Source organism: Bosea sp. PAMC 26642, from assembly GCF_001562255.1.
Taxonomy (GTDB): domain Bacteria; phylum Pseudomonadota; class Alphaproteobacteria; order Rhizobiales; family Beijerinckiaceae; genus Allobosea.
This window is the reverse complement of the sequence record NZ_CP014301.1, coordinates 573935-593012: the sequence shown is the minus strand read 5'-3', so window position 1 is coordinate 593012 and position 19078 is coordinate 573935. Positions and strand designations below refer to the sequence as shown.

Annotated in this window: 28 protein-coding genes and 1 tRNA gene; 18 read left to right on the top strand and 11 right to left on the bottom strand. The window is 63.5% G+C overall.

The window, feature by feature from the left end; translation table 11 throughout:
• Positions 1-137 precede the first annotated feature (137 nt).
• Entirely contained in the window at positions 138-1148 is a 1011-nt protein-coding gene (locus AXW83_RS26370) for a histidine kinase dimerization/phosphoacceptor domain -containing protein (protein ID WP_236841913.1), read from the bottom strand.
• Between AXW83_RS26370 and AXW83_RS27695 the strand changes: the two genes are divergently transcribed.
• From AXW83_RS27695 to AXW83_RS02815, 10 genes are all read left to right on the top strand, one after another.
• Positions 1123-1344, top strand: a complete 222-nt coding sequence (locus AXW83_RS27695; protein ID WP_236842000.1) for a hypothetical protein — start codon at positions 1123-1125, stop codon at positions 1342-1344. The two genes, AXW83_RS26370 and AXW83_RS27695, sit on opposite strands and share 26 nt — an antisense overlap.
• Positions 1345-1518: 174 nt before the next feature.
• On the top strand, positions 1519-1815 hold the full coding sequence (locus AXW83_RS02860; RefSeq protein ID WP_066610449.1) for a PepSY domain-containing protein: 297 nt from the start codon (positions 1519-1521) through the stop codon (positions 1813-1815).
• A 36-nt stretch (positions 1816-1851) separates the two neighbouring features.
• The gene (locus tag AXW83_RS02855) at positions 1852-2418 is read left to right on the top strand and encodes a general stress protein (protein WP_066610447.1); all 567 of its coding nucleotides are present in this window, start codon (positions 1852-1854) and stop codon (positions 2416-2418) included.
• 345 nt (positions 2419-2763) lie between these two features.
• Entirely contained in the window at positions 2764-3324 is a 561-nt protein-coding gene (locus AXW83_RS02850) for a DUF4337 domain-containing protein (protein ID WP_066610445.1), read from the top strand.
• A 101-nt stretch (positions 3325-3425) separates the two neighbouring features.
• On the top strand, positions 3426-3764 hold the full coding sequence (locus AXW83_RS02845; protein ID WP_156639731.1) for a PepSY domain-containing protein: 339 nt from the start codon (positions 3426-3428) through the stop codon (positions 3762-3764).
• A gap of 744 nt (positions 3765-4508) precedes the next feature.
• On the top strand, positions 4509-4880 hold the full coding sequence (locus AXW83_RS02835) for a hypothetical protein (protein ID WP_066610440.1): 372 nt from the start codon (positions 4509-4511) through the stop codon (positions 4878-4880).
• Between the two features lie 6 nt (positions 4881-4886).
• Complete coding sequence (locus AXW83_RS02830; protein WP_066610439.1) at positions 4887-5276, top strand: hypothetical protein; 390 nt, start codon at positions 4887-4889, stop codon at positions 5274-5276.
• Between the two features lie 35 nt (positions 5277-5311).
• Positions 5312-5698: a hypothetical protein gene (locus tag AXW83_RS02825; RefSeq protein ID WP_066610437.1), complete on the top strand. Its 387-nt coding sequence runs from the start codon at positions 5312-5314 to the stop codon at positions 5696-5698.
• Between the two features lie 97 nt (positions 5699-5795).
• The gene (locus AXW83_RS26365) at positions 5796-6005 is read left to right on the top strand and encodes a cold-shock protein (RefSeq protein ID WP_082766908.1); all 210 of its coding nucleotides are present in this window, start codon (positions 5796-5798) and stop codon (positions 6003-6005) included.
• 778 nt (positions 6006-6783) lie between these two features.
• Positions 6784-6857 (top strand) — tRNA-Gly (locus tag AXW83_RS02815).
• 5 nt (positions 6858-6862) lie between these two features.
• Here the strand turns inward: AXW83_RS02815 and AXW83_RS02810 are convergent.
• The 7 genes from AXW83_RS02810 to AXW83_RS02775 all read right to left on the bottom strand — a co-directional run bounded on the left by AXW83_RS02810 (position 6863) and on the right by AXW83_RS02775 (position 13357).
• Complete coding sequence (locus AXW83_RS02810) at positions 6863-7066, bottom strand: hypothetical protein (RefSeq protein ID WP_066610434.1); 204 nt, start codon at positions 7064-7066, stop codon at positions 6863-6865.
• Positions 7063-7275: a hypothetical protein gene (locus tag AXW83_RS02805; protein WP_066610432.1), complete on the bottom strand. Its 213-nt coding sequence runs from the start codon at positions 7273-7275 to the stop codon at positions 7063-7065. The genes AXW83_RS02810 and AXW83_RS02805 overlap by 4 nt, the downstream gene beginning before the upstream one ends.
• Positions 7272-7640, bottom strand: coding sequence for a hypothetical protein (locus tag AXW83_RS02800; protein WP_066610431.1), 369 nt, complete (start codon positions 7638-7640; stop codon positions 7272-7274). Before AXW83_RS02800 ends, AXW83_RS02805 begins: the two co-directional genes overlap by 4 nt.
• A 220-nt stretch (positions 7641-7860) precedes the next feature.
• On the bottom strand, positions 7861-8403 hold the full coding sequence (locus AXW83_RS02790) for a DUF5681 domain-containing protein (protein WP_335339337.1): 543 nt from the start codon (positions 8401-8403) through the stop codon (positions 7861-7863).
• Positions 8404-8481: 78 nt separating this feature from the next.
• The gene (locus AXW83_RS02785; RefSeq protein WP_066610429.1) at positions 8482-10578 is read right to left on the bottom strand and encodes a hypothetical protein; all 2097 of its coding nucleotides are present in this window, start codon (positions 10576-10578) and stop codon (positions 8482-8484) included.
• A gap of 65 nt (positions 10579-10643) precedes the next feature.
• Positions 10644-13076, bottom strand: coding sequence for a hypothetical protein (locus AXW83_RS02780; protein ID WP_066610424.1), 2433 nt, complete (start codon positions 13074-13076; stop codon positions 10644-10646).
• On the bottom strand, positions 13076-13357 hold the full coding sequence (locus AXW83_RS02775) for a hypothetical protein (protein WP_066610423.1): 282 nt from the start codon (positions 13355-13357) through the stop codon (positions 13076-13078). The genes AXW83_RS02780 and AXW83_RS02775 overlap by 1 nt, the downstream gene beginning before the upstream one ends.
• Positions 13358-13646: 289 nt before the next feature.
• Between AXW83_RS02775 and AXW83_RS02770 the strand changes: the two genes are divergently transcribed.
• The 3 genes from AXW83_RS02770 to AXW83_RS02760 are packed head-to-tail and all read left to right on the top strand — an operon-like array spanning position 13647 to position 14681.
• Complete coding sequence (locus AXW83_RS02770; RefSeq protein WP_156639728.1) at positions 13647-13988, top strand: hypothetical protein; 342 nt, start codon at positions 13647-13649, stop codon at positions 13986-13988.
• Positions 13985-14368 (top strand): hypothetical protein, encoded by a 384-nt coding sequence (locus AXW83_RS02765; RefSeq protein ID WP_066610421.1) that lies wholly within the window; start codon positions 13985-13987, stop codon positions 14366-14368. Before AXW83_RS02770 ends, AXW83_RS02765 begins: the two co-directional genes overlap by 4 nt.
• A 40-nt stretch (positions 14369-14408) precedes the next feature.
• Positions 14409-14681: a hypothetical protein gene (locus AXW83_RS02760; RefSeq protein ID WP_066610419.1), complete on the top strand. Its 273-nt coding sequence runs from the start codon at positions 14409-14411 to the stop codon at positions 14679-14681.
• Between the two features lie 10 nt (positions 14682-14691).
• On the opposite strand, the gene AXW83_RS02755 is transcribed toward AXW83_RS02760, so the two are convergent.
• Positions 14692-15096 carry a Ros/MucR family transcriptional regulator gene (locus tag AXW83_RS02755; RefSeq protein ID WP_066610418.1) on the bottom strand — a complete coding sequence of 135 codons (405 nt, stop codon included), beginning with the start codon at positions 15094-15096 and terminating at the stop codon, positions 14692-14694.
• A 419-nt stretch (positions 15097-15515) separates the two neighbouring features.
• Between AXW83_RS02755 and AXW83_RS26910 the strand changes: the two genes are divergently transcribed.
• Complete coding sequence (locus tag AXW83_RS26910) at positions 15516-15764, top strand: hypothetical protein (protein ID WP_156639725.1); 249 nt, start codon at positions 15516-15518, stop codon at positions 15762-15764.
• 66 nt (positions 15765-15830) lie between these two features.
• Here AXW83_RS26910 and AXW83_RS02750 read toward each other — a convergent pair whose 3' ends face one another.
• Together AXW83_RS02750 and AXW83_RS02745 are read right to left on the bottom strand one after the other, a co-directional pair.
• Positions 15831-16757, bottom strand: coding sequence for a DUF3102 domain-containing protein (locus AXW83_RS02750; RefSeq protein WP_236841799.1), 927 nt, complete (start codon positions 16755-16757; stop codon positions 15831-15833).
• Positions 16720-16875, bottom strand: coding sequence for a helix-turn-helix domain-containing protein (locus AXW83_RS02745; protein ID WP_236841912.1), 156 nt, complete (start codon positions 16873-16875; stop codon positions 16720-16722). Before AXW83_RS02745 ends, AXW83_RS02750 begins: the two co-directional genes overlap by 38 nt.
• 190 nt (positions 16876-17065) lie before the next feature.
• Here AXW83_RS02745 and AXW83_RS02740 point away from each other — a divergent pair, with 190 nt between their 5' ends.
• From AXW83_RS02740 to AXW83_RS02725, 4 genes are all read left to right on the top strand, one after another.
• Positions 17066-17482, top strand: coding sequence for a hypothetical protein (locus tag AXW83_RS02740; protein ID WP_066610416.1), 417 nt, complete (start codon positions 17066-17068; stop codon positions 17480-17482).
• Between the two features lie 3 nt (positions 17483-17485).
• The gene (locus AXW83_RS02735; protein WP_066610415.1) at positions 17486-17734 is read left to right on the top strand and encodes a hypothetical protein; all 249 of its coding nucleotides are present in this window, start codon (positions 17486-17488) and stop codon (positions 17732-17734) included.
• A 183-nt stretch (positions 17735-17917) separates the two neighbouring features.
• Positions 17918-18265: a S24 family peptidase gene (locus AXW83_RS02730; RefSeq protein WP_066610414.1), complete on the top strand. Its 348-nt coding sequence runs from the start codon at positions 17918-17920 to the stop codon at positions 18263-18265.
• Positions 18266-18298: 33 nt separating this feature from the next.
• Positions 18299-19048, top strand: a complete 750-nt coding sequence (locus tag AXW83_RS02725) for a hypothetical protein (RefSeq protein WP_066610413.1) — start codon at positions 18299-18301, stop codon at positions 19046-19048.
• Positions 19049-19078: the final 30 nt, after the last annotated feature.

Below are 19078 nucleotides of genomic sequence, written 5' to 3'. Positions count from 1 at the left end.
CCTCCCGATAGAAAGAATTGTCCGGGATATCCTTTGCGGACCGTTAATTGTCGCTCCGGTCCCAGATCATAGAGGACACTTCGCTGTGATATTCGCGCAGGCCAGAATCCAGGTTCGATGCGACGTACCGGTATCGGTTACGAGGCCCGAGGGAATTCAACTGCAAAGACCGAGCGCGCACCATCGTCGGATGGTCGCACGATGAACTTGCCGCCAAGCTGGTTCGTCAGGCTACCGACGACCTTCATACCCAAGCCGGATCGCGCGAAAGGGTCGAACGATTCCGGCAGCGCCCGGCCCTCATCACTGACACGCATCACGTAACCGGTCTCGCCCTGGTGCTCCAAGGCGACCGTTATCTTGCCCTGGCCATGCTTGGCGGCGTTCGTGACAAGCTCATTTAGAATGAGGCCGAGCGGCGCGATCTGCTCGGTGGGCAGCTCGGTCGTGGTCGCCTCAACGATGATCGGCCCGCGCCCCTCGGGGAGCATGTCGGATAGGTCCTCGCATAGACGCCGCAGGTAGCTGGCGCATTCCGTCGTCTCGACCGTATCGCTCATATAGATGTGCTGGTGGACCCGGGCGACGGCCGCCACGCGGCTCGCGGCCAACGCCAACTCTGCAGATGCCGGCTCGTCGGCGACGCTTCGGCCGTGCAGCTTCAGCAAGGACGCGACCATCTGGAGACTATTCATGACGCGATGGTCGATCTCCTTGGCCATCATCGCGGAGCGTCTCAGCGCATCGTCCTTCTCGTCAATGACCTCCTTCAGTTCGGAGACAGCGCGCCGCGCGGCAAGCCTAAGCTCCATCTGGTCCATCACGCTGGCGGCGAGATCCTTGAGGTTCTCGATCTGGTCCTGACTGACGGTCCGCGGCTCCCTGTCGATGACGCAGAGGGTTCCGAGGTTGAAGCCGTCGCTCGTCTGTAACGGCACGCCGACATAGAAGCGCAGGCCGAATTCGCTCGCCACCAGCGGATTCGCGAGGGAGCGCGGGTCCGTCTTCGCGTCGAGCAGTACCCACGGGTCGGACTGGAGGATCGCCGACGCACAAAGCCCCGGCTCGCGGTCGATCTGAGCCACATCGAGCCCGTGATGCGACTTGAACCAGATCCGGTCGTTGTCGACGATGCTGATGATGGCGATCGGGACATTGAAAAGCCGCGCGGCGATCGCCGTCGTCCGGTCGAATGCGCCGTCGGGCGGGGTGTCCAGGATGTCGTATCGGCGAACCGCCATCATCCGGGCGGCTTCGTTCTCGGGGAGGATCGAACGCGAAGGCGTATCGACAAGACTCATGTACCGGATCCTAAAAAAGGCGAACCTCTATCTCCCAACATGAACTTGAACGTAGGCGCCACCTTTTTTGACACATTCTAGAACGATCGCACGCCGATCGAACGAAGGTGGTGCGGGCCAGTCCGCTCACGCCTCCGTGATCAGGAATGGAACTAAAACGGGCAAGCCGCCGTTTTCGGGGCATCGCGGCACCGTCCGCAATTCCCAGGAGACCACCATGAAAAAGCTGATCATCGCTTCGTTGATCGCCACGGCAACCTCCTTCGGCGCCATGGCCCAGACGTCCACCACCTCGCCGGCGCCGACGCCCGCGCCGGCCGACGCCAACGCCCCGCTGCCGGGCGCCAATAGCTTCACCGAGGGCCAGGCCAAGAGCCGCCTGGAGGCCAACGGCTACACCGACGTGACCGACCTGAAGAAGGACGACAACGGCGTCTGGAAGGGCATGGCCATGAACGCCGGCGCCAAGGTCAGCGTCTCCGTCGACTATCGCGGCAACATCGTCAAGAACTGACGGATGCCACTCTCACCCAGACCTTTGGAGACGCACATGAACCGCACGATCACCCGCTCCTACGACAACTATGAAACCGCAGCCGAAGTCGTCGATGATCTCGAAGACGCCGGCATCTCTTCGTCCGACATCAGCGTCGTCGGTCATGACGAACGCGCCAAGGACAGCAACGCCGCAGAAGGCGCGGGCATCGGTGCCGGCGTTGGTGGCGCGGCCGGCCTGCTCGCCGGTCTCGGCCTGCTGGCCATCCCCGGCGTCGGTCCAGTCGTCGCTGCCGGTTGGCTTGCCGCCACAGCTGCTGGAGCGGTTGCAGGCGCCGCCACCGGAGGCCTCATCGGCTCGTTCACCAGCGCCGGCGTCGACGAGGACGAGGCCCACTACTACGCGGAGACCGTCCGTCGCGGCGGCACCGTCGTGTCGGTTAAGGCTTCCGACGAGCACGCCGGCACGGTCGAGAAGATCATGGACGAGGCCACCCCGATCGATCGGGAGGCCCGCACGGCCCAGTATCGCCAGGAAGGCTGGACCCGCTTCGACGAGAACGCCGATCCCTACGATCGCGAGGCAACCGCGTCGGGCCGCATGAAGCCGCCGGTCATCTGATCTGACTGCCTAGACTGCCCATCAGGCCCCGGGGGAAACCTCGGGGCTTTTTTGGTTTACCGGCCTCCAGCACCAGCGGAGAATGGATCTAATCAGTTCGTGGCGGGCTGATCCTTCCCGCACTGCGCTCTGTTCAGGTAGCAGCAGAGGTACGCTTACGCCACGGAGTAACGTGCGGCGGCTTGCTTATGGGAAAGAGATTGCGAGCAGGGCTCGACCTTTTGGGGTCGGAATCTTTCGGAGGTGATGTCGTCTGATGTCGGTTCGAAGCCGTAGACAAACCGATTGCTTTCACCGGGCAACAAAGCCATGCCCTGCAGCAGGCATTAGGAACGAAATCAAATCATGGCGCATATTCCTGAAGCCACGGACGGCAAAAACAAGCGCATCGGCCTGCTGATCGCCGTCTTGGCGCTGGCGCTCGCTTTCTCCGAGATCGGCGGCAAGAATGCCGAGCAGGACGCGCTTGCCAAGAATGTCGAGGCCTCGAACCTGTGGGCGTTCTTCCAGGCCAAGACGATCCGCGGCACTACGCTTCGTACGGCGGCGGAGGCGATGGAGGTCGATCTGGCAGGTGTGACCGACGCTGCGAGCCGTGATCGCATGCAGAAGCGCATTGCCTCCTGGCAATCGACCGTGGCGCGCTACGAGAGCGAGCCTGAGACGAACGAGGGGCGCAAGGAGCTGATGGTCCGTGCCAAGGCGGCCGAGGCCCAACGCGACATCTCCTCAGCGCGCGATGACAAATACGATGTCGTCTCCGGCCTGTTTCAAATCGCGATTGTGGTCTCGTCGGCTGCAATCATCACCGGCGTGACCATGCTCGCCTTCACCGGCGCAGGGCTTGGCGTGCTTGGGCTCGCACTGATGGCGGTTGCGCATTTCGCCCCTACGGCGCTGTTCTGAGCCAGGTGCCGCACCGAGTGTCAGCCGTCGAGCCCGTTTAGACAGCGAGAATTCCGCCACAATCGGCGCCATTTCTCCCGCAACAACCTGGGAGAACGGCTATGATTCGAAGAACTATGATTGCAGCGGTGATGGCGATTGCGCTCTCGCCGATGACCATGGTCAGTGCGCAGACCATCGAGCTCGGCCCCAATGGGCTACGTGTCAATCCTCCTGAGCCGATCATTGAGTTTCCCGACCGTCCTCCGCCTCGTTTTGAAGATGAAGGTATCTCTGAGTTCGACGCTGTCCGCATTGCTAGGCGCGAAGGATTGGAACGTGTTGAACGCGTGCGTCAGGGCCGGCGAGGCTGGGTAGTCGTTGGCATCGACGTGAATGGCGACGACATCCGCGTGATCATCAGGCGCGACGGGGAGATTATAGACGTCCAGCGGGAATAAGTTGCTCGCCTGATGGGGCCGCTAAACCAGATGATCGAAGTCCAGAGCGGGATCGGCGCGTCATGGCGGCTGCAAGCAGGATAAGCAGCCGCTCCAGGACCGGCAGCATATTCTTGATAAGGCTATCGGCAGCAAGGTGCCGAAAACGCCAACGGCCACCGCTCGCGCCAGTACATCCGTGGTCACGAGCTGGGTTCGGTGAACATCGTCGTCTATTTACGACGACGCCAATAATGAGGCCCAGCGAGGCTAGGAGCAGTGCCAGGCCAACGGACGGATCAACGGAATAGGCGGCTTTGCATAGCGACCCAGACGCCGAGCTGAGCGGAGCGTTAGAAGCGACATTCCCTGCCAGTGACCCCGTTGCCGTGCAAGCCCCGGTGACCGCCGGTGCCAATAACCTAGAATGGGTGGTTGATGAAGCGGAGGAGTTAGCTGACGAAGCCCCCGAGCGGGTCACTCAGCGCCAAACGATGGTGGTCGATGAGATCCGTGCCCGCCCGCTGAGAGCTATCGCTTGGGCGGCGGCGGCCGGTGCTGTTCGCGGCTTCTTGGCGACGCGCTAGGTCAGCCTAAGCATATTGGCAGTTCGTCGGACATCGCGTCCGCCATTGATAAGATGAAGCCTCTTGGTTTCAATAAACATTTTGGCTGGGCTGCGGTGGCTACCCCATCAAATACCCCACCGCGTCGCGATGTGTCGCTCACTTTGAGCAGCGCGACGGGTCGCGTTGGTGACGTTCAATGAGCCTAACACTTCGCCGCCAAGATAGCCGCTTCATTCCGGAGTGGGACCGCGACAAATTCTGGGCAGTGATCAGCGAAGGCACCGTCGTCGGGTCGATCGTCATGCACACCCACTCGCATGGCGACGCGACCCCGTGGGGCTGGTCCATCACCATGTCGAGCCCGGCGTCGCGGCTAACCGACAAGCACGGCCACGAGGCCACGCGAGACGAGGCCATGGCCGCCTTCCGTCGTGCATGGGACATCTACCGACCCGAGATCGGTGATGACTGGTGGCGCCGCCATCTCGCGCACTGCGCCTGGCTCGACGAGCGGGACCGGATCGATGAGGCGCGCAAGGCCGGAACAGAGCCGGGCGGCTACGGTTGATCGGCCATGGAGGATGCCATGCGGGTTTCGCCGATCGAGAACGAACTGGATGCCCAGCGGGTTCAGGAGCGGATCCACGACCTCGCTGGATGCCACGAGGATAGTATCGAGGAGGCCGAGCTGCTTGCACTCGTCGAGTCCCTGGAGACGTGGGAAACGAAACGCTGGCCGCATTTGGAGAACTCGTTCGCTCCGAAAGGCGACATTGCAGAGGCATCCGTTCAGCCGCACGAGATCAAGCCGATCACCACCCTCGAAGATTACGAGGATGCCACCAGACGGATCGCCGAGCTTGCGAGCATAGGCGCGGGGGGAGAGGTCGAGCTAGCGGCACTCGTCGCAGCAGTTCAGAAGTGGGACTTCGACCACGACGACGCGTCTGGCTGGAAGGACTAACGCGCGACCTCGCTCGCCTAACAGTGGAGGCTGCCATGCTGGCCTTGCCGATCGAAGACGAGCTCGACGCGCTGCGGGTTCAAGAGCGCATCCACGATCTGGCCGGCTGCCATGAAGACAGCCCGGAAGAAGTTGAGCTGTTCGCGTTAGTCGAGTCGTTAGAAGCCTGGGAAGCGAAGTGCCGGCAGCAGCCTTCGGAGGACACGTTCACGCCCATATCTGGAACGGTTCATCCAGAGGAAATGCCGAAAGCCAACGAGATCAAACCAATCACCACGCTGGATGAGTATGCAGACGCGACAAGGCGCATCGCCGAACTCGCCAGCAGTTCGGGTGGCGCCAAGGCGGAGGAAGAGCTGAAAAGCCTCGTCGCTGCAGTCGAAAAATGGGACAACATCGACCAAGAAGAACCGCCTCGTTGAGGATTAACGCGAGCGACCAACGTTCGACGTGTCGGCCGAAGCGCTTGCCTCTTGATACCCACGTCGCCATGCTGCCGGCTTCTTAACGGAGATCGACATGGCTAGCGGTACAGTAAAATGGTTCAACTCGACCAAAGGATTTGGCTTCATTCAGCCCGATGATGGCGGACAAGATGTTTTTGTCCACATCAGCGCGGTAGAGCGAGCCGGTCTTCGCGATCTGAGCGACGGGCAGAAAATATCATACGAGATTGTCGCAGATAAGCGTTCGGGAAAATCGTCGGCTGAAAATTTGAAGGCTGATTGAGACCGCTAGGGCGTTAGTACGCCGGCATGACCAAACAGATACCCCGTCGTGCCGAGGGGCAGCACGACGGGGAAGTGTTCTCGCCAGAAGTCTCACGATGATGGTGATGGGCGGTAAATAATTGATGAAGCGTATCGCGGGAGCTTCCGTGCCCGACAAAAACTTGCCGAAGCATCTCAACCTGTGGTGGAGGCAATCACTGGACTGGCAAACATTCCATACTGATCCGCCCTTCAAGCGTCGGCACGGTCTTGCAGACCACGTTCGATTCTACAGGCAACCCGCCACTAGGTTTAGTCAAAGCGGCGGGCAAGGTTATCGGCGATAGAAGTGGAAGGGTTCGGCGTGTTTGGACACTCGGGCTCGGACGAACTGACATGGAAACCGCAGACTGCACCTGCGGCGGAGGTAGCGGACGGGGTTCAGGCGGAGCGTTCTCAACTATAGCAACGCCGGGATCAGGAACCGTAACTGGCGCTTGCTGCCATGGCCCCCATGACGACAGGCGGGTGAATGCGTCGGAGGAAGACGGGATAAGCGAAGCCGTGTTGGGGAGTGACGAGCAGCCCGAAACCACGAGCGCGCTCAGACCTATGGCCGCTATAAACCCAAATTTGATCATCGCCGCCCTCAAGCTTGACTGCCAGATTGGCTTCGTTCTGATCACCCTGGCACAATCCACCAGCCGCATCCAGTTGACTTGCCATTAACTGCGATAGGTCGTCTCTAGAGGCATCGCGTTGACACTACTCTCGCCATTGTCAAGCTCTGGGCTCTCGCGGGTGTAGCTCAATGGCAGAGCAGCAGCTTTCCAAGCTGAATGCGAAGGTTCGATCCCTTCCTCCCGCTCCAAATCTTCATACGCAGAACCGCTCGACCCATTCCGCCTCGGTCAAGATCGGCGCAAGCCCATCGAGCTCATCGAAATCGTACCGGTCGTCATCCTTGCTGGCGTGCCATTCCGCCTCGGTCAGGGGCCGGTCGCTGACGATATAGCGAACGCGGGTGCTGCCCTGATCGGCTTCTAGCCGGGAGAGGCGTCGGCTCAGCTCGCGGTTCATTGCACTGTCGCTCCCGCTTCGCCCGGCTTCACGATGACGCGGAAGACGTGCAGGACGTTGCTGCTGCTGGCCTCCAGAATGGCTTTGATGCGGGCTTTGCGGTCGGCGTCCGTGCCTTCGGCGATGATGTGCCGCTCCACCCCACGCGGCGGCCTGAGAGCGGCCGTGACAGCCTCCAGCTTCGCCAGGCGATCCGATATCGTTCTCATGCTGCGGCCCTCGGAAGTCGTTCAACGATAGCTGCGTGTAAATCTGCGTCCGACATCGAGCGGGCTGCCTGATAGTCGCCCTGCCGGCCGCCGTCATGGACTTCGGCCAGGTGCTCCAGCTCGACGAGAGACAGGTCGGCGATGTCGGTCCAGCGGATGGCCGGAAGCGGACACGGTTTGGGAATGACGCCCATGACGATCGGGTCGCCGACCTTGACCACGCCCTCGGCCATGGCGCGCTTGAGCGTGGCGTCAGCCTCCTCCCGTGTGTGTTCCCAGATCACGAACGCAGTGGTCGGCCGGTTTCCGCGACTGCTGCGGATCTCCAGCGCCTTCAGCCTACGGTCGATGGCTGCCCGGTTCATGTGTCCGCCCTTAGTGCGGCCTCTATCGCGGCAAAGCCGGAGCGATATCCGTTGTCGTCCCCGCGAAGGCGAGCGCGGATTGCTGCCACGGCCCCGGGCGGGGCGCGCAGACGGGCGACCCCAGCGGCGACCGCCGCGTCGCGGTCAGCTTTCGGCGTCACCTGGACGCGTGGCCGGCGACGAGCCTCCAGCAAAGCCAGGCGATGACTCATCGTGTGCTTCATGTCCGCAATCCCTCCAGAGCATCGAGGCGACGGGAAAGATCGGTGACCTCAATCGCTTTCACATGGGCATCAACGAGCTTTCCGAGTTCGGCTGCCTCGGAAGGCGTGAGGTCTCCGCAGGCAACAGCAGACATGAGGGCCTGCGTCGCCTTCGGAAGGTCGTCGACACTTTCGATCGGCGGCAGCTCGAACGACACCGGACGGTCCTTCCGGGCAGGTGCCAGACGGTCCATACAAAGCCGCAGCGCCTGCATGTCGCCTGCCTTCGCCAACTCGATCGCCTTGCGCGTCAGGGCCTCCGCCTCGCCGTCGAGAAGCGCCTCGATCGCAAGCGTCACCTTGTTGCGTGAGCCTTTCGGGCGTCCTGACGGGTTCGGAGACGCGCCGGGGGCAAACGGAGTGCCCCGCTGTTCTTTCGCTGTTTTATCAGCGTGGCGAGCCATCAGACGAGCCCTCGCATCATCGCCCATGCGACCATGGCAAAGCTTGCGCTCATCAACGCGCCAGCGGTCCTTGCCGGCGCCGAACGCAACGCGCATGCTGACATCATGAGACGGTTCGCCTTCATTGCTGCCATGGCTTTCGTTTGGCTGGTCATCGATTATCCGTGGGGCTTTCTACTGTTCGTCGTCGGCTGCGGCTGGCATGCCGCCCTGAACAATCCGAGGCCTGACCGTTACCTCAAGTGGAGCCGCTGAGGTGATGCCGGCGAGCTTGCCGGCTTCGTCTGCAATGCCGCCGAGCAGCTTCATGATGCCGGGGCTTTTCACCGCCATCTTGGTGACCTTCTGGAGCTGCTTCACGTCACCGCTTGCCAGCATCTCCGCTATTTTTTTCGCGAGGCCAGCGTCGAGCTTCATGCGCCCATTTCGGAGGGCGGCACCTGCGACGGCGCCAGCGACTGCCCCGGGACTTCCACCCTGATAATAGCCCGCAGCTCCCCCTACCGCGCCCGCCATGCCCTGCTGGGCCAACTGATAGGCCGTGCTGGAATTGCCCCCTACGGCCGCCTGCAACCGCAGCATCGCCGTCTCGGTAGCGAGCGCACCTTCAAGGGCAACTGCCTGCTGCGGTCCAAGGGCGATGCTGACGCGCTCACGGGCAGCCGGCGTGCCAAAGATGGCTTTGACGATGTCGCGGCCGTCGCCGGTCTCCCGAATCTTGGCGATCAAGTCGGTTCGGAAGCCCTCGGCGAATAGGTCGCGCTCGGCCGCATTCATCCGCGCGAGCGCCTTGCGAGCCGAGATGTTGTCCATGCGGGACATGACGAACTTCTGGCCGGCCTCCAGCGCGTCCTCCGCCTGGAACGCCTGCGCAGCGCCTGAGCGCGCCTCCCGGAAGGCGGGGACGGCTTCGTCGAGATGGCCGAGGATCTGACGGCGCAGGTTGGTGTAGTCGCCCGCCAGATCCTTATTGCCGCCACGAGCTGCTTCCCCCGCCTTCCCGCGAAGCTCGCGGGAGACGTAATCCCAAAACTGCAAGTTCGGTCGTGCGATCGAGCCATCGGCCTGGCGAGCGAGCGTGAGATTGCCTGCGGCATCGGTCGTGAAGGGATTGCGGATTGGTGGCATGCCGTCGGCGACGGTCTTATTGGCGCCGGTCTTGATCACACTGCGGATGGCGTCCTGCACCGCCGGGGCCTGGGCAAGGCCCTCCAGCTCGGGCGTCCAGAGGCCGCCTCCGCCTTGCGCGTACGCACGACCGTAGGCGGGGCGGTTGGCGGCACGGGCGGCGGCCTGCAATTCGTCCAGCGTCTTGCCAGCGGCGGACGGGCCAAACCCCCTAAGCAGATCCGTGATCCGATCGCCCTGGCCGGCGAAGCGATCTGAGGTCGCCTCGGTCAGCGCCCCCCGGCCTTCAGTCGAAAGGTTCGCAGCCGATCGAGCCAGCGCCCGCGTGGTCTCTCCACCGACATCGCCTATGACAGCCGGAGCCCCCTGCGCCTGCATCTCCGCGAGACGGGCTGCCGGGTCCTCGACGCCGTCTCGGGCCATCGCGGCATTGATCCGGCGTGCTGCCTCGGTCTCGGGGGTGAGCGCCGATCGGAACGGCCGAGCAACGCTGCTGGCAAGCCTCCCGGTCGCGCGGGCGAAGGCTTCAGCGCCGCGAACGAAGGTTGGGGCAACGGCACCTGCCGCCAAACCCATGGCGCCCTGCTGGGCTGCGCCAACGGCCTTGCCCTGCATGCCGCCATCCGTCTCGACGGCGCCGGTCAATGCACCATAGAGGCCGCCGGTCGTGGCTGCGTTGATCGTGGCGCCACCCCGCACACCTTCCTTGACGATGTTGGCCGCCGGGAGCACCGCAGCGGTCGCGACAAGGCCCGCGCCCTGGCCGGTCATTCTCGAGCCGGGGTTCAGCGCTTCGTCTGCCGTATCCATGGCGCGCTGGCGCATCAGGTTGTCGCTGTAGCGCTCGCCGAAGCCTTCGCCCTGACCAGCACCGAATGCAGCATCGCCAGCAGCGGCGAGCTTGTTCATGCCGGGCATCCATCCGGCGACACCACGGGCATAGGCGTCGAGCCGGCCCATGGGGCTCGTCTGATCCTGCTGAACGCGCGTGCGAACCGCGTCAGCCAGATATTCCGCCTCCTGCATGTTGCCGCCCTCGCGTTGCCCTCGCGTAGCAAAGCCGGAAGGTGATCCACTCGGCGCGGCTGGCGCGTCGAACTGGTCGAAGACATTGCCGGACGCGCGGGCGGGGGGCTGCGCCATCGAGGGCACTCCCCTGGCAGGGGAAGGGGCAGGCGCATCGAACTGGTCGAAGATATTAGCCATCGCTATCGCCCCAGCACAGACGCCGAAGCGCCCTGTCCATACTTCGCATCGAACTCCTGACGGGCGCCGGGATTGGCGCGCAGGAACTCGATCGCCTGCGCAGGAGCCGCGACGGTCTGGCGCTGCTGCGGCTGCTGGGCCTGGGGCTGGGCCTGCTGGGGAGCGGGCTGGGTCATTCCGCCCTGCTGCCGGCCCTGGCCGCTGCCGGGCTTGTAGAACCCGCCGCCGCGAAGCTCGTCTGCGCGCTGCTGGCTGAAGCCAAGACGCTTCTCAGCCATGGCGATGCCCCTGTCGTAGATCTTCTGACGGACGTTGTCGGGCTGGCCGATCGAGCCTTGGATATCGAGCAGGATCTTGCGCTCGCCCTCGGTCGGGGCAGATCCAAAGATGGACTTGAGCTGCGCAAGCGCCTGGCTCGTCACCACGTTCTCAAGTTCAGCCGTGGACTCGCCCTGCTGAGGGCTGCCGATAAGCCGATCAGGCACCATCCAATCCGGCAGGTTGTTCGCAACCGATGCTTTGCCGCTGGCGCCCCAACCGCCGAGAGCCTGAGGCGAGAGCTTCTTCGCGGTCTTAAGCGCGTCGATTGCCGTGTTGGCCGCGAGCACGCCCTCGTCGGCATCGAGGATGGCTTTCTTGTCCGTCGCGGTCAGCGGCCCCATGTCCTCGCGCGGCATCTTGCCGGTCAGGACATAGCCCTGATAGCCGGTGTCACCTGGCTTGAGGCCTGCCGCCGCAGCAGAGGCCTTTCGGCCCTCGATCTCCTCGGCCGGGGAGGTTTTGGTCTTTTCCTTGGCGTACTCGTTCGGGCTCTTCGCCGTCGTCCAGCCCATGCCTTTGGCGTAGGTGTATTCCTTGACGGAATCCGGGGCCTTCGACGCCTCCAGCGCTTCCTTCAGATAGATCTCGCCGATGCCGCGAGCATTGGCCGGCAGGTTCGGATTGGCGAGTGCGGTCGCGATCTGCATCGCCCGGCCCTTTGCCGCCTCCATCTGCCGGGTCGCGTAGTAATCTTTGGCTTCCTCGCGGTTGGTCGGGCGCGGCATCTCGGTGCTGGGAACCGGCGTGACGGGCTGGCCCTGCGCCGGAGCGGGAGACTGGGCGATTTGCAGCGGAGCACCTTGCGCAGCGCGTGGGCCGGGCTGCTGCGGGGAGCCACCAGGCAGGCCGGCATAGGCCGCCGGGGACAACGGCGCAGGCTGTGCGATCTGGCTATCAGGACGAACCAGCCCGCGACGCTGTTCTTCGCTTGCGACCTGAAGCTGCCGAGCCCCCGCGTCGTTGGCGTTCGAATAGTCGGGCATGCTTGGCGCGGGGCCATACTGCCCCATGCCGAGCGATGCGAGACCCTGAGGCTGCGGGGCCTGAGGCTGGGGCTGGGGTGATGCCGGATCGTTGCTGGCGATCCGGGGCACGGGTGGCCTGGCAAGCGCCGTGTTCATCCACGGCTGGGATGGCCCCTCGCTCTGGAAGACCGGCTGAACCGCGCCGCCACCCTGTACGGCGTTGAAGGTCCGGCCTGACATCGGCAGAGGTTCGGGAGCTGCGCCCTGCGGAATCACGAAGCCGGGCTGGCTGCCGTCCGCCATGGCAGTTGCAGCGCCGGGAGCAGCACGGTCCGGGTTGCCCTCCGCGATCCGGGTGCGACCACCGCCGCCATGCTGGCGCAGGTAGTCTGACAGGCGCGTTCCGTTTTCGTCGGCCGGGTTGTACTGCCCGCCAGTCTGGAGGAAGCGCTGAAGGCCGTTCTTCCCGCCAAGATGTGCGACGGCGCGCATGCCCTCGATCGTCACAGGGATACCGGCGACCTGCTGCCCAACGGCGCGGTCGAGCCCGTTCTTGGCGATGAAGCTGTCAAGGTCGCCGAAGTGCCAGCGCTCGGCACTCTGCTGCAACTCGGGCGACTGCATGAAGGCCTGCGGGGTCGTGCCGGGCGGGATTGCGCCAGCCGCCGCCGCTTCCTGCAAGCGGGCCTGCCCGAACTGGGCGCGACCGAAGTGGCCCACCGCGCCACCTGCGCCGGTCGCACTATTTTGAGCCCGCCAGTTGTTGCCGCTTTCAGATTGGATGAGCGATGCCGGTGCTGTGTCGCCCTGCACCGGAGCGAGACTGCCTAGCGCCCCAAGGCCGCCGCTAGGAACAGCCTGAGGAGAGCCAGCACCGCCGAGGACGCCGAACAGGCCCTGCGCCGCTTCCTGGCCGAGCTTCCGGGTCGTTGCTGCTTCGCCCATCTTCAACAGTTCAGTCGCACTATCGAGTTTGCCGAGAGAGGTCAGCCGGCCTGCCGCCTTGCGATAGTCGATCGTCCCGTCGGCGATGCCCTTGCCGATGGCGTCGTATTCCTCGCGCTCCCGGCCATCACGCATCTGCTTGCCGAGGCCTTGGATGGCCGAATTGAGATTGGCGAAGCCGGAGCTGAAATCGTAGACGGTCATCAGGCCTGCCCTTCGCATTCGATGACGGCGCGATAGGCGCCATGGTGGTCGTAGATGTCGGACCAGGCCGAGAGGATGTCGTCTTGCAGGCGATCGACCATGGCAGCGTCGCGGGGCGCGTGCTGGAGCACCAACAGCATCTGAGCCGCGAGGGCACGGATACGCTCTGCGGCAAGCGCGGCCGAGACGATGTGCTTTTCGATCGGGAGCGGCGGGCTTTCCGACTTCGCCGAGAGCCGCGCCTGCTGCCCGGCGGCGAACTCGTGGACGGTCCCGCTCATGCCGACACCGAACGGTCGTTGCTCGCTGCCAAGGCGGTCCGGATCAGCGCGCGGATCGTGCTCGACATCGACGTGTCACGCCGGTCGGCCTCAGCCTCGACGGCAGCCCGCAGCTCTGGCTCGACGCCGCAGATCAAGGTCGCGGTGCGCTTGCCTCGTTTAGATCGACAGGGATGCATTGCATGCCTCCATTTCTGGCAGGCAGTATGCGATGACAGCGAATATAAATCAACGAAAACAGATGGTTAGTTGTATCAGGCCAGATCGATCCGTAACGGCATGCACTGACGTGCAGGGGCATGCGCTGACATTCGGCGTTGACTCTGGCCGGCCAGTTCGTTCCTTATTCGTTCTTATTCAAAAGGGCGCGAACATGTCGGCATTGCCAGCAGATCAACCGGAGGCCGACAGCTCGCTCGACGCGGAAATCACCGCGCTGATCGAGGATCTGATCGAAGAGCACGAGGGCTTCGAGCGAGCCGCGCTTCGTGCCCTGGCACGCAGCTATCTGATCCTGCTGTCTGAGAGCGAGAGGCTGGCTAGCGACGCGGACAGATCGTGCTCTCGCGGCTTCCTGCGCGGGCTCTTCTCCGAGGGCGCTCGGCCTATGGCGGTCGATGGCGAGCCGTGAGCGAGCCAGCCGATCTCGGGACGCCGCTGGTCCGCTATCCATGGATCATCGTGAGGTTGCGGTGTCATGTCTGCCCCCGGAATGCGGAGGTGCGGCTGGCGGCCCTGGCGGCGCGCTATGGACATCGCGTGCCGATCAGGATGGTGCTGCATGCCTTCATGTCGGGCTGCCCATGGAACCCGCATACTGAGCTGCGGAAGCCTCAGAAGTACGGACATCGCTGCGGCGCTTATGTGCCCGACTTGAACTCGACCCGGCCACCGGACCTCCCGCCATCGATGACGGGCTTGAGCTTGATTGAGGGCGGCAAGGCGGACATGCTCCCGGCCGAGCCGATGCCAGCAGAGCGACGGCGCGTAGGCGAGGCGGACGATGTGTAACCTCTACTCGATCGTCTCAAACCGATAGGGCGGTGGACTGATGCCCCACACAGAGGTCATCGTCACCGCCATGCGCGACCCCGCAGGGAAAACGTTGGACAAGTTTCCGACCCTGCAGGTGCTAGCCGTCTTCGACTGCACCGTGGGCGGGGCAGAGATCCTGAATGTACCGTTCGTGCGGGACCTCGATCGAGGCACCACCCGCGCCTTCCTGACCCGGCGGCATTCGGTCGTCGATCCCGGCGTTCGCATCGGCATCGAGAAAGCGGCGCGGCGCGCCTACCGCGAGTTTCAACAGGGGGCGCCCTCATAAGCGAGCGATATTACGCTCGCCCCTTTTGCCCGAGACGCATGTGCTTCGCCAATTCCGAACGCTGCTTGGCATAGTTCGGCGCCACCATCGGATAGGCGGCGGACAGGCCCCATCGCACGCGATACTGATCGGGGGTCATATTGTAGCTCGTCATCAGGTGGCGCTTGAGCGATTTGAACTGCTTGCCGTCTTCAAGGCAGACGATGAAGTCCGGGGTCACCGACTTCCTGATCGATATAGCGGGAATGGGAGCCTCGGTAGTAGGCGCTTTTTCCGGCTCCCTGAGCTTGGCGAGCGCTGCATGCGTGCTTTGGATCAGCTCTGGCAAGTCGGCTGCGGTGACGCTGTTGTGCTCGACATACGAGGCAACGATGCCAGCTGCTAACTCGATCAAAGACGATTTATCTTCGGTCATATGTGGTCCTCCTGTCTTTGGTGAAGCTCCGGCAAAGGCGTGCTGCGACATCTCTCAGTCGAACAATTCTAGGACGATAAAGCAGAACCAGAACGCGACACCTGCCAGTCCGGCCAGCGTCGAAAAGGCTACGGCCTTGAGGGCAGCAAGCGCCCGGTAATGGAGAGGACTGAGGTCTCGGGTCGGAGCCTTTCGCAGCATTGTTAGAGGCCCCTGCACACAGGCGGCATCAACACCGCTGACGTCTGATCGCAGAGATGAGCAGCGGTTGCATTAAACAAAAAGAAGCAGGTGCAAAATTCGGCTGCCTGCCGTAGCGACCGAATGCCAGCGCCGGTTTCTTTGCATTGCGCAGCGTTGAAATGGATGGGGCCAGATCTAGATTGTCGGAGATCCGGCCACGAAGCAGGAGGGGGCGCGTGCAGAAGCCGATCGTCACCGTATCCACTCAAGTCGGCCTAGAGGGCCCGTATCGAGTCGACCTGCCGCTCGATCCAAGCACACTCAACGACCGACTGTTCGATATCGGTCTATGGCTGGTAGAGCGCGATATTCCCCATCAAGCCCGGGTTTCCATGGAACCGGAGCACGAACGGGTGCGGGTCAGTTTTCCGGATGCTCATCATGCCAAAGCCTTTCGCGAGCATTTCCGGGCTCGGCTGAACTGAGACGGGGTTGTCGCGTATTGCCAGCAGCAGATGCGGCTTGTTGCCGAGACATCCAGGATGGCCTTGTTACTTCGCCAGCCGCATTTTTTCTCGCTCTAGCTGACGATTGGCGGCTGATCGCGCTTCGGTGGCGTCCCGTTCCTCGCGCTCGCCAGGAAGCAACTCTTCGCGCAGCGCCTGCGCCAGCATTTCGACTTTGGCGCGGGGTGAGCGGGATAGATCAGACCTGATCGCTTCAAGTTCGGAGGCCGGCATGCGGGCAATGACCTTGGCGACGATCTGTCGTGAATCTTCCAACATATGCGCTCTTGCCCTAGCTGCCTCGTCTTGCTCGTCGAGATAGGTGAGGCGGTTACGCCGCTCCGTAGCCTCGGAACGCTTTTGATATGCGGCGATGTTTTCCGCAGTGGCGGGTTTGCCTCCCCGCGACCTTGCTTTGAATATCGCGGCATCCGTCTTGGCCTTGGCGATCTGGACCTCAAGCTCTCGCCGCTCAATGGGAGTGCCGGCGGCAATCTTGGCCCTGACCTCGCTCTTGATCGTTTCGGGGGTTGATGACGCCGCCACCTCATAGACCAGCGTCTGGGGCAAATTCGTCACGTGACGAATTTGGTCTAAGTCAAATGTTTGCGCGAGGTCCATGGCTCGGTTTGCGGTCTTCTGGCTGAGTCCGCACTCGGTTTTCACCCACTCCATGAATCCGCCGTGGCCGACCGCATCCTTGGCCTCTTTGAGCCGCAAGCCGACCACGGTCATGGTTTCGATCGTATGGGCCTCCAGCTTACCGAGTGTGTCACGGACCCACGCTGCGCACTCGCGCGCGCCCTCCACGTGCTCGGCTGGAAATGCCGCGTAGTCGAAGCCCTTTGGGACTGAGGCGGGCGTCGTGATGGCTGGGGCGCTCATATCGAACAAGTCTCCGATCGCTGCGGGCGTACCTTGATCGTCTCGCCGGTCAGTCGGCGGCACCTTGGTCTTGGCTGAAGCAAACACACCCGTCCTCCGTAAAGCGCACGCCCGCTTCCTCTAGGGCGAGGCGGATCGCTTTGAGATTTGGCCCGTGCGGCACGCGCTCGCCCCTCTCCAGGCTCGCAACCGTGCTCAGGCCCACCCCCGCCCGCCTGGCCAGTTCATCCCGCTTCCAATCGAGGCCCGCGCGGGCTGCGCGACATTGCGTTGCCGTGATCAATCGCTTCGTCCTCAAAAAATGTCAACTCTGATAATTTAGATCAGCTTCCAGGGTTGACATAACTCAATCATTAGAGTTGAGTGTAACTGTCGCAAACGAGAAAGCCAAGCCGATGACCGCCACGATGCACAGCAATCAGCCTCTCGCAGTCGCAACCGTCGCCGGCATCACCTTCGACTTCGCCGCCATCATGCGCCGCGCTCATCACGAGGCCCGGTTCGCTCTCCAGCTCAGCCGCGCCCGCCGCGAGCCTGCCAGCGCCCGCCACGCCACTATGTCCCGCTTCCTGAAAAAGGCATGGCTCGCAGCCAAGGCCGAAGCCTTCTGCCTGCGCCGCGCCGCCGAACAGGAAGTGTCCACCCGCGCGTATCTCGCTGCCCGAGCCGCCGAGGCCGTCTCGCTCGCCGCGTCGTTCGGGGACGACCCCGACGCCATCCGCTGGGAGATCGAGCGTGAGAACTACCGTCAGCATTTCAATCCGGCCCGCGCTGATGCCCTGCGCGCCGCCCTGTCCAGCATGGGAGCCTGACCGATGGATCTCCGCCTGCTCATCTTCAACTATTGGATCGAAGCCGCCCGCGACCAGCTCACTCGCGCCGCCCTCTACAGCGCACCCGTCGTCCGGGCCGATTTCCTCAAGATGACGCAGTCCTTCGTTCGGCTCGCGCTTCGTGCCGCCAACGCCATGGGCTGCGCGGATCGCAAGGCGCTCTGCCTGCGCATCATGAACTGGCTTCGCGCCGACCTGATCCGATGCAACCCCATCGCCCTCGCCGCCTGACCCGCTGAACCCGTCACATCGCTGGAGACTGTCATGCTGAACGTTCCCGTTCCGGCAAGCGCCACCGCCTTGCCTATCGCCCGCGCCTTTCCGCCGTCGCCGACCCGCCCGGAGCATCTTCGGACCACGTTGATGCCGTGGGACGGACCCCAGCGATATTCCATGGTCTGCTCTGGCTTGTGCATGGAGCCCGAGATCCACGACGGCGCACCCATGCTGTTCGACCGGGCGGCCGCCATCCGCGTCGGCGATATCGTCGCCGTCTGGTTTCGCCCTGAATGCACGCCGCCCGGATCGCATCAGATCATCGTCAAGCGACTGGTTCGCGGACTGCCTGAGGGAATGACCCTTCCCGGCAATCGCAGCAGCAGCGCCAGCATCCGCGTCGCGATGCGCAATCCCCGCGCGGAATGGGACATCCCCGTTCGGCGGCTGCTTGGGCTGGTCCGATGCCTTGGCCCCGTGCCCGCCGACATCGCGCGCATTTCCATGAGCGACGACCAAGTCCGGGCCGCGTTTCCACGCTCCTGAACCCGACCTCTCCCTTTGGAATGGAGTGCCCCAATGTCCAATCTGTTCGACCGCCGCCGCATGCTGCTGGGCCTCGCCGCCGCATCGACGGCTGCCGCGACCGTCACTGCTGCCGGCGGCGCTAAGGCATCCGAGAATCCGGAACTGTTCCGCCTCGCCAGCGAGCTTCCAGCCCTCTCCGACCACTATCACGCCGCACGGAAGCATCAGGACGTGACAGAGGCTCACTGGTCACCGCTGTGGCCCTTGGCCCCCGATGACATCACAGAGCCAGGTCACCCCGGCTGGCACGGCAGTCCGATCGAGCGCGGGCTCCGGGGCGGAGCGCTCATGCGACCGGGCGAGGCCGAACCACGACGGCTCATCTCCGCCTTCCACTTCGGCTTTCAGGTCAATCGCGCCCGCCGTGTCCTGAACGGGAAGAAGCTGACGGCGGGGCTGGTGGACGGGCGCACCCGCGCCGAGTGGGAAACCGAACTCGCCGAGGATGAGCGGTGCCATGCGCTTGCCGTCACCTACGAGGCTGAGACGAAGCGCATCAGCGAAGCATCGAACTACACCGCCTCATGGCAAGCGCACTCAGCCGCAGCCGCCGCCTTGGAAGTTCATGTCGGCCTGATCATGGGCCAACCGGACCTGACCATGGAAGGCCTGATCATCAAGGCGCAGGCCTTGGAGGTCTGGGGCCGCGTTGACGAACTCTACCGGCTCTCTCGCCGAGGCGCGGACTGGCACGGCCAGATCGCCGCATCGATCCTGCGGCACGCCAGCGCCGCTGCCTGACCCTCAGACGAATCCTTTCATAGAGGAGTG

What these genes read in the sequence shown, in the direction of transcription:
- AXW83_RS02860 (WP_066610449.1), top strand. Translation starts at nt 1,519, where the DNA reads ATGAAAAAGCTGATCATCGCTTCGTTGATCGCCACGGCAACCTCCTTC.
- AXW83_RS02855 (WP_066610447.1), top strand. Translation starts at nt 1,852, where the DNA reads ATGAACCGCACGATCACCCGCTCCTACGACAACTATGAAACCGCAGCC.
- AXW83_RS02850 (WP_066610445.1), top strand. Translation starts at nt 2,764, where the DNA reads ATGGCGCATATTCCTGAAGCCACGGACGGCAAAAACAAGCGCATCGGC.
- AXW83_RS02845 (WP_156639731.1), top strand. Translation starts at nt 3,426, where the DNA reads ATGATTCGAAGAACTATGATTGCAGCGGTGATGGCGATTGCGCTCTCG.
- AXW83_RS02835 (WP_066610440.1), top strand. Translation starts at nt 4,509, where the DNA reads ATGAGCCTAACACTTCGCCGCCAAGATAGCCGCTTCATTCCGGAGTGG.
- AXW83_RS02830 (WP_066610439.1), top strand. Translation starts at nt 4,887, where the DNA reads ATGGAGGATGCCATGCGGGTTTCGCCGATCGAGAACGAACTGGATGCC.
- AXW83_RS02825 (WP_066610437.1), top strand. Translation starts at nt 5,312, where the DNA reads ATGCTGGCCTTGCCGATCGAAGACGAGCTCGACGCGCTGCGGGTTCAA.
- AXW83_RS26365 (WP_082766908.1), top strand. Translation starts at nt 5,796, where the DNA reads ATGGCTAGCGGTACAGTAAAATGGTTCAACTCGACCAAAGGATTTGGC.
- AXW83_RS02810 (WP_066610434.1), bottom strand. Translation starts at nt 7,066, where the DNA reads ATGAACCGCGAGCTGAGCCGACGCCTCTCCCGGCTAGAAGCCGATCAG.
- AXW83_RS02805 (WP_066610432.1), bottom strand. Translation starts at nt 7,275, where the DNA reads ATGAGAACGATATCGGATCGCCTGGCGAAGCTGGAGGCTGTCACGGCC.
- AXW83_RS02800 (WP_066610431.1), bottom strand. Translation starts at nt 7,640, where the DNA reads ATGAACCGGGCAGCCATCGACCGTAGGCTGAAGGCGCTGGAGATCCGC.
- AXW83_RS02790 (WP_335339337.1), bottom strand. Translation starts at nt 8,403, where the DNA reads ATGCGCGTTGCGTTCGGCGCCGGCAAGGACCGCTGGCGCGTTGATGAG.
- AXW83_RS02785 (WP_066610429.1), bottom strand. Translation starts at nt 10,578, where the DNA reads ATGGCGCAGCCCCCCGCCCGCGCGTCCGGCAATGTCTTCGACCAGTTC.
- AXW83_RS02780 (WP_066610424.1), bottom strand. Translation starts at nt 13,076, where the DNA reads ATGACCGTCTACGATTTCAGCTCCGGCTTCGCCAATCTCAATTCGGCC.
- AXW83_RS02775 (WP_066610423.1), bottom strand. Translation starts at nt 13,357, where the DNA reads ATGAGCGGGACCGTCCACGAGTTCGCCGCCGGGCAGCAGGCGCGGCTC.
- AXW83_RS02760 (WP_066610419.1), top strand. Translation starts at nt 14,409, where the DNA reads ATGCCCCACACAGAGGTCATCGTCACCGCCATGCGCGACCCCGCAGGG.
- AXW83_RS02755 (WP_066610418.1), bottom strand. Translation starts at nt 15,096, where the DNA reads ATGACCGAAGATAAATCGTCTTTGATCGAGTTAGCAGCTGGCATCGTT.
- AXW83_RS02740 (WP_066610416.1), top strand. Translation starts at nt 17,066, where the DNA reads ATGACCGCCACGATGCACAGCAATCAGCCTCTCGCAGTCGCAACCGTC.
- AXW83_RS02735 (WP_066610415.1), top strand. Translation starts at nt 17,486, where the DNA reads ATGGATCTCCGCCTGCTCATCTTCAACTATTGGATCGAAGCCGCCCGC.
- AXW83_RS02730 (WP_066610414.1), top strand. Translation starts at nt 17,918, where the DNA reads ATGGAGCCCGAGATCCACGACGGCGCACCCATGCTGTTCGACCGGGCG.
- AXW83_RS02725 (WP_066610413.1), top strand. Translation starts at nt 18,299, where the DNA reads ATGTCCAATCTGTTCGACCGCCGCCGCATGCTGCTGGGCCTCGCCGCC.